The 8,106-nt window shown below is 46.4% G+C and carries 2 protein-coding genes; both read left to right on the top strand.

Annotation, left to right across the window (positions count from 1 at the left end; genetic code table 11):
• Nucleotides 1-2,998 (top strand): type I polyketide synthase (locus tag ABRS97_RS27685; protein WP_367859142.1); only part of this gene is annotated, 2,998 nt, incomplete at its 5' end.
• A 31-nt stretch (nucleotides 2,999-3,029) separates the two neighbouring features.
• Nucleotides 3,030-8,106: SDR family NAD(P)-dependent oxidoreductase (locus ABRS97_RS27680; RefSeq protein ID WP_367859141.1), on the top strand; the 5,077-nt coding region annotated here is incomplete at its 3' end.

Below are 8,106 nucleotides of genomic sequence, written 5' to 3'. Positions count from 1 at the left end.
TAAACAAGCAGTGGCAGAATTGATACGAAGCCTTCAGGAACAATTCGGAAAGATCGATGGCATAATTCATAGCGCCGGAGTGATTAAGGATAATTTTATTATTAAAAAGACGAAGGATGAATTTGTAGAAGTATTGGCTCCTAAAGTTACTGGATTGGAAAACCTGGATCAGGCAAGCCAGGATTTGAGACTGGATTTCTTTATTTTTTTTTCTTCCTTAACAGGGAGATTCGGAAATATCGGGCAGGCAGACTACGCGACTGCCAATGCCTTTATGGATGCTTATGCCGATTACCGCAACCGATTGGCCCAATTGAACTTACGCCATGGCAAAACGCTATCCGTCAATTGGCCGTTGTGGCAGGATGGCGGAATGAGCGTTGACCAAGAACGTGAAAAGCTGATGACGCAACACACAGGGATGATCCCTATGCGGACTCAGACAGGAATCCGCGCCTTGTACCAAGGCCTGGTATCGAGAAGAGATCAGGTCATGGTGATGGAGGGGAACTTGGCTAAAATGAAGCAAAGACTACTTTCGGATTCAGCCACACCAGAACCGAAAGTAATTGTTAATGAGGCCAATTCTCAAAGCAGCAACGTCACGAAGAACTTGAACTTGATTGATAAAGTTCAGAAAGCTTTAGTACAAATGATGTCAAAGTTGTTGAAAGTTAAGAGTGAAGACATTAGTTTAGAGGTTGGTTTGAGTGAATACGGTTTTGATTCGATAGCTTTTACTCAATATACCAATATCATCAACCAGGAATATCAGCTCGAACTTGCCCCAACTATATTTTTCGAGTATTCCAGCCTGGAGAGTTTTGCGAAATACTTGATCCAAGAACATCAAGCCGCTTTGGCAAGCAAATTTGATGCAATAGCTCAAACTACGGTTCCACTGCCAGGGAAAGAAAAAACAACTGAATTCAAGCTTACCGGTCAACGACAGCGCTCGCGATTTGTCGCAGCCCAGACCTTGCCCGTATCCGAATCGAAGTCAATAGTCCCCGAGCCAATTGCGATTGTTGGCATGAGCGGGGCATTTCCTATGGCTGAGGATATGAAAGAATTTTGGAGTAATCTAGCGGCAGGGAAAGATTGTATCAGCGAAATTCCAAAAGAACGCTGGGATTGGCGGGAGTATTATGGCGATCCAACCCAGGAAGCCAATAAAACCAACATTAAATGGGGTGGTTTTATGGATGGCATCGCTGATTTTGACCCGCTGTTTTTTGGGATATCACCGCGGGAAGCTGAACTTATGGATCCACAGCAACGCCTGTTGATGACTTATGTTTGGAAGGTGATTGAGGATGCCGGATATTCAGCTCAAAGCCTCTCGGGGACCAAAACCGGCATATTTGTAGGAACAGCCAATAGCGGCTACAGCGGATTAATATCCCGAGCGAAAGTGTCCATCGAAGGCTACAGCTCAACCGGCTCAGTAGCTTCGATGGGGCCGAATCGGATGAGTTATTTCTTGAATATTCATGGTCCAAGCGAACCCGTCGAAACCGCATGCTCAAGCTCATTGGTAGCGATCCACAGAGCTGTGAACGCCATTGAGACAGGCAGCTGTGACATGGCGATTGTTGGTGGCATCAACACGCTCGTGACGCCTGAACCTTATATCAGCTTCAACAAAGCTGGAATGCTCTGTGAAGACGGACGGTGTAAGACGTTTTCAAACCACGCCAACGGTTATGTGCGAGGAGAAGGGGTAGGGATGCTCTTTCTGAAAAAGCTGGGGGATGCGGAACAAGCTGGCGATCATATTTATGGGGTGATCCGGGCCACAGCCGAAAATCACGGAGGCCGGGCCAATTCCTTGACGGCGCCTAATCCGAAAGCGCAAGCGGAACTGCTGAAAACGGCATATACGAAGGCTGGAATTGATCCAAGAACGGTTACTTATATCGAAGCCCACGGAACAGGAACTGAACTTGGTGACCCGATTGAAATCAATGGTTTGAAAGCAGCGTTTAAGGATTTGTTTCAGGCTACGGGAGATTCCGGGAGCATAGCTGCTAATTGTGGTTTGGGTTCAGTGAAGACGAATATTGGTCATTTGGAACTGGCCGCAGGGGTCGCAGGCGTAATGAAAGTATTGCTGCAAATCAAACACAAAACGCTGGCTAAAAGCCTTCATTGCGAAACAGTTAACCCATATATTCAACTTCAAGACAGTCCATTTTATATTGTGCAAGAAACCAAAGAATGGAATTCGCTGCAAGATGCCGAAGGCCGAGATGTTCCCCGTCGGGCTGGAGTTAGTTCCTTTGGATTTGGAGGAGCCAATGCCCATGTGGTCATCGAAGAATATATTCCCAGAGAAAGGGAACATTCTCATTTTGCGGTTAGTCCCGAAAATCCGGCCATTATTGTATTGTCGGCCAAGAACGAGGAAGGCCTCAAAGAACAAGTGCGGCGATTGACCGCCGACATTCAAGAGCAGCCTTTCACAGACAGGGATTTGATCGATATCGCCTATACGCTCCAAGTGGGGCGGGAAGCCATGGAAGAACGCTTGGCCGTAATCGCGAGCTCCCTGAAGGAGCTCCAAGACAAGCTGACAGGTTTCCTGGAAGGTCAAGCCGATATCGAAAACTTATACCGGGGTCAGATCAAACGTAATAAGGAGACCGTGACAGCCTTCACTACAGAAGAAGATCCGGTTACAGCGATCGATGCCTGGATAAGCCAAAAGAGCTATGAAAAATTGCTTGATTTATGGGTTAAAGGATTGAGTATGGACTGGAACAGGCTTTACCCGGGGATCAAGCCGCATCGAGTCAGCTTGCCGACGTATCCTTTTGCTAGAGAGAGATACTGGGTTCCCGAAAATATGAATCAATCGGAAACGACCTCCCTATCCTCACAAAATCATGCTCGATTGGATGAACGATTTTATGAACAATTAATTGATCAAGTAATCGATGACTCCATTAGTATTGATGTTGCGGTTCGGAAAGTAAAAGAATTATTGGAAGTTTGAAATGGGATTTAGTTTATGCGGGAGGTTAGCTATGGATCGTTTTTTAAAATACGTTCTATCTGAGGTGAAAAATGGGCGATTATCGAAAACAGAAGCCTTACACTTGCTGCGGCAATTTAATACTCGAATTGTGAACGACGAGAAATCCCATTTTTCCAATCCCTTATTGCAGAAAAATACTTCCGACCTGACCGAACAGCGATTTAGCACAACTTTAACGGGGCAGGAGTTTTTCCTAACCGATCATGTAATAAAAGGACAACGGCTTTTACCGGGAGCTGCTTGTCTGGAGATGGCGCGAGCCGCAGTGGCGGAGGCAACAAGAGCAAAAGGCGGAGCTGCAATCAGGCTGAAAAATGTGATATGGTCGCAGCCAATCGTTGTAGGAGAACAGCCGCTTCGAGTGCATATTGGGCTGTATCCGCAAGAAGACGGGGAGATTGCATATGAAATCTACCGTGAGGATGAAGCGGATCCTGCCGAATCGGTCGTATGCAGCCAGGGCAGAGCGCTGCTTAGACCGGCGAAGGAAATCCCTGTGTTGCATCTTAATGCCATTCGGGAGAAATGCAATCAAAGCAGCATCACATCCGAAGAGCTGTATAAGGCGTTTCGGGCGCTGGGAATGGAGTATGGACCGGGGCATCAGGGGATTGAGAACGTGTATGTGGGAGAAGGTCAAGTATTGGCAGCGTTGTCATTGCCGATGTCTGTTCGGGACTCCCAGGACCAGTATGTTCTCCATCCCAGTATCATGGACTCCGCGCTCCAAGCGTCGATCGGGCTGCGAATGGGCAGTGAAGAGCTGAAGCCGGCGTTGCCTTTTGCCTTACAGGAGATCGAAATAATTGGCACTTGTACGCCGAAGATGTGGGCTTGGATCCGGAATAGTAATGACAGTCAGGCGGGGGATAAGGTAAGGAAATTAGACATTGATCTATGCGATGAGCAAGGTAATGTCTGCATTCGGATGAAGGAGCTCTCTTCCAGGTTACTGGAAGGGGAGCTTCAGAACAATGCTATGCCGCAAGCTGCCCTAGGGACTACGATGGTAACACCTGTATGGGATGTAATTTCGAAAAAACCAAATCAAGCTTTTTCGCTCTCAAACGATCAGGTTTTGATTATTGGCGGACATCCAGGCCAGCAAAGCGCCATTAAGCAGTATTTTCCAAACGCGCACATTCTGGAAGTTGGATTCAATGATCATGCAGGCGAAATAGCCAAAAAACTTGAGGTGCACGGAACCGCAGATCATGTTATATGGATTGCTCCATATAGTTCATTAGGCTCCCTGCTTGAAGATTCCTTGATTGAAAAACAAAATCGAAGTATCCTCTCGATTTTCAGAACGATTAAAGCCTTGTTGAGATTAGGCTGTGGCGGAAAAGATCTGAAGTGGAGCGTGATTACCACTCAGGCCCAACCCGTTCATCAAAATGATCGGGTAAATCCAATTCATGCGGGGATTGACGGATTGATCGGTTCAATGGCTAAGGAATATACGAATTGGAGTATTCGTCTTGTGGATCTGGAAGCGGATTGCAAGTGGCCGATAGAGGAAATGTTCACGCTTCCATGGGATCCCCGCGGCAACCCCGTGGCCTACCGAGGTGGGGAATGGTATCGGCAGAAGCTGCTTACCATCCAGCCTGCTAACATGACTCAAACATCATACAGGAATGGAGGTGTCTATGTAGTAGTTGGCGGCGCCGGCGGTATTGGCGAAATTTGGACGGAATACATGATTCGTACGTATCAAGCACAGATCATTTGGATTGGCAGACGCCAATTAGATGAAGCGGTACAAGCTAAGCTGGATAAGCTTGCAAACTTAGGAGCAGCACCGCAATACATTACAGCTGATGCGACAGATCGGAAGGCATTGCAACAAGCATATGAAGAGATAAAGCAAACATATACCCGGATTCATGGAGTCATTCATTCTGCGCTCGTGCTTGGTGATCAAAGTTTGGCGAATATGGAAGAAGAACAATTTACAGCAGGACTCGCGGCTAAAGTTGATATAAGCGTACATATCGCTCAAGTTTTTCAAAAAGAACCGCTGGATTTTGTCTTGTTTTTCTCTTCGTTCAACTCATTTACAAAAGCTTTGGGACAAAGCAATTATACGTCTGGCTGTACATTCCAGGATGGTTTTGCCCGTCAACTTTCTTTGGAATGGCCATGCGCAGTGAAAATGATAAATTGGGGATATTGGGGCAGTGTCGGTATTGTCGCTTCCAAAGCTTACCGGGAACGGATGGAACAGGCGGGAATCGGATCGATAGAACCGCCGGAAGCTATGGCAGCCTTGGAGACACTTCTGGCAGGACCCCTGGATCAAATCGGATTGATAAAAACTACGAAATCGATTGGTTTTGAGGAATTAGAACCGATGGAGGAGTTAATTACGATTTATCCGGATCATTCGGAACCAAGTCTTGCAAAAATAATGAACAACATGCCATTGCAAAGTCGTGAGATTGAAGAGTTGAGAAGCACAGAAAACGCAGCCGTGAAAGAAATGGAGGACGTTCTCCATAGGCTGCTTCTGGGTCAATTACAAGCGCTTGGAATGTTTGCGGCAAAAGAATTGACAACAGACATCAAAAAGAAAACGGGAATAATAGAGACGTACGACCGCTGGTTGGAAGAAAGTTTCGCAGTTTTGGCGAAAAATCATTACCTTCGGATGGACGGAACACATGTTGTGGCCAATGAAGCCCCCTCAATAGATCTAGATTCCATATGGGGAGAGTGGTCTCAAAAGAAGAAAGAATGGATGGAAAATCCGAATCTGAAAGCCCATGCGACTCTGGTAGAAGAGACCATGCGGGCTTTACCTGCAGTTCTTACAGGTAAAGTGCCTGCTACAGACATCCTGTTTCCTAATTCATCGCTTGAATTGGTGGAAGGGATCTACAAAAACAACCTGGTTGCGGATTGCTTTAATGGAGTACTGGTGGATACGATCATTGCTCATATCGAAGACCGATTGCAGCAAGATCCGTCTGCGCGATTTCGCCTGATTGAACTTGGGGCAGGTACGGGTGGAACCAGCAGCTTGATTTTTAGTAAACTTGCGCCATATTGGGAGCATATTCAAGAGTATTGTTATACAGACATCTCGAAAGCGTTCTTGATGCATGCGGAAAAAGAATATGGGGCTAGCAATCCTTATTTGACTTATCAACTTTTTAACGTGGAAGAACCGGCTGCCGGACAAGGAATCCGTGTGGGTGAATACGATATTGTCATTGCCGCGAATGTCATCCATGCTACCCCGAATATTCGGCAAACGTTGCGCAATATGAAAGCAGCCGTACGGAAAAACGGTTTGATCCTATTAAATGAAATAAGCAGGAAGTCGCTATTCACCCATTTGACTTTTGGCCTTTTAGAAGGTTGGTGGCGGTATCAAGATCCGGATTTACGTATGCCGGGTTGTCCTGGCTTATCGTCTGAAACCTGGCGCAAGGTTCTGGAAAATGAAGGTTTTCAGTCGGTTTATTTTCCCGCCGAAGCGGCGCATGAATTGGGGTTACAGATTATTGCGGCAGAGAGTAACGGAGTTGTCCGACAAAAACAGTACTCTCATTCATTTGCCAAGCACGTAAAACAGAAAGCAAAGTCGTTAATGTCAGAGGCGGAAGCGTCTCGACCCCAACCTTTTCAAAAACAAACCGAAGAAGCTGCTTCGGATTTGCTGCGGGAAAAAAGTACGTCGTATCTGAAAAGATTGATTGGAGAAACACTAAAGCTGCCCAGTCACAAGATCGATTCGACGGAGCATTTGGAAAAGTATGGGATTGACTCGATTTTGGTTACACAGTTAACGAATAACTTGAGAAAAGTATTTAACAATGTTAGCAGTACTATATTTTTCGAATATCAAACTATTGATGCTTTAGTAGAGCATTTCTTAAAGACCCAAAAGGAGTCATTGATTGTTTTAGTAGGTTTAGAGCAAAAGGGGGTAGATGAAGAGAGAACGAGTGTTGATACAGGGTACGTCCCGATACCATCAACGCAAAATCAGACGGGAATGAAGAAATCAAGACGTTTCCTCCAAATGGAGGCGTCGGAAATTACAAAACTGGACTCAACACTTTCGGCGGTTCCAGATATTGCTATTGTTGGCCTTTCCGGGCGTTACCCAGGTGCTCCTCATATTCATGCGTTTTGGAATCAACTAAAAGAGGGGCAGAATTGTATTTCAGAAATTCCCCGTGAGCGCTGGAACTGGAGACAATATTTTAACGCTGAGAAAGGGAATAAGGGGTCCATCTATACGAAATGGGGCGGATTTCTCGAGGATATCGATAAATTCGATCCGTTATTTTTCAATATTGCTCCTGCCGAAGCTGAGAAAATGGACCCTCAGGAGCGGCTGTTTCTTGAAGCGGCCTATGCGAGTGTTGAAGACGCCGGGTACACAACGGCTACTCTTTGTAACAGCCGTAAAGTTGGCGTTTTTGTCGGAGTTATGAATGGAAACTATCCTACGGGGCATAGTTATTGGTCAATTGCTAACCGGGTTTCCTACTTATTCAATTTTCAAGGTCCGAGCATAGCTGTGGATTCCGCTTGTTCCTCTTCGTTGACAGCGATCCATTTGGCCCTGGAGAGCCTTCATAGCGGCACAAGTGAATGTGCGATCGTGGGTGGAGTCAATTTAATTGTTGATCCCGTGCATTACTTGAGACTATCGACGAAGACGATGCTTTCATCGACGGATCAATGCAAGGCGTTTGGAGAGCTTGCCGATGGTTTTGTTGCCGGCGAAGGGGTAGGGGCTGTGTTGCTGAAATCGCTATCAAAAGCAATCGCAGACGGCGACCAGATTTATGGGGTTATTAAAGGTACAGCCATTAACCATGGAGGAAAGACCAATGGATATACGGTACCAAGCCCCAATGCGCAAGGAGATTTAGTAGGCCAAGCCTTGAAAGAAGCCGGAGTAAATCCGCGGACGATCAGTTATTTGGAAGCCCACGGAACCGGAACGGTCTTGGGTGACCCGATTGAAATTACCGGGTTGACCCGGGCTTTTGGACAAGATACGCCGGACAAACAGTTTTGCGCGATAGGGTCGGTGAAGTCCA

Origin of the sequence: Paenibacillus tabacirhizosphaerae, from assembly GCF_040812395.1 — a bacterium.
GTDB lineage: Bacteria > Bacillota > Bacilli > Paenibacillales > NBRC-103111 > Paenibacillus_E.
This window is presented reverse-complemented; position numbering and strand designations above follow the sequence as displayed.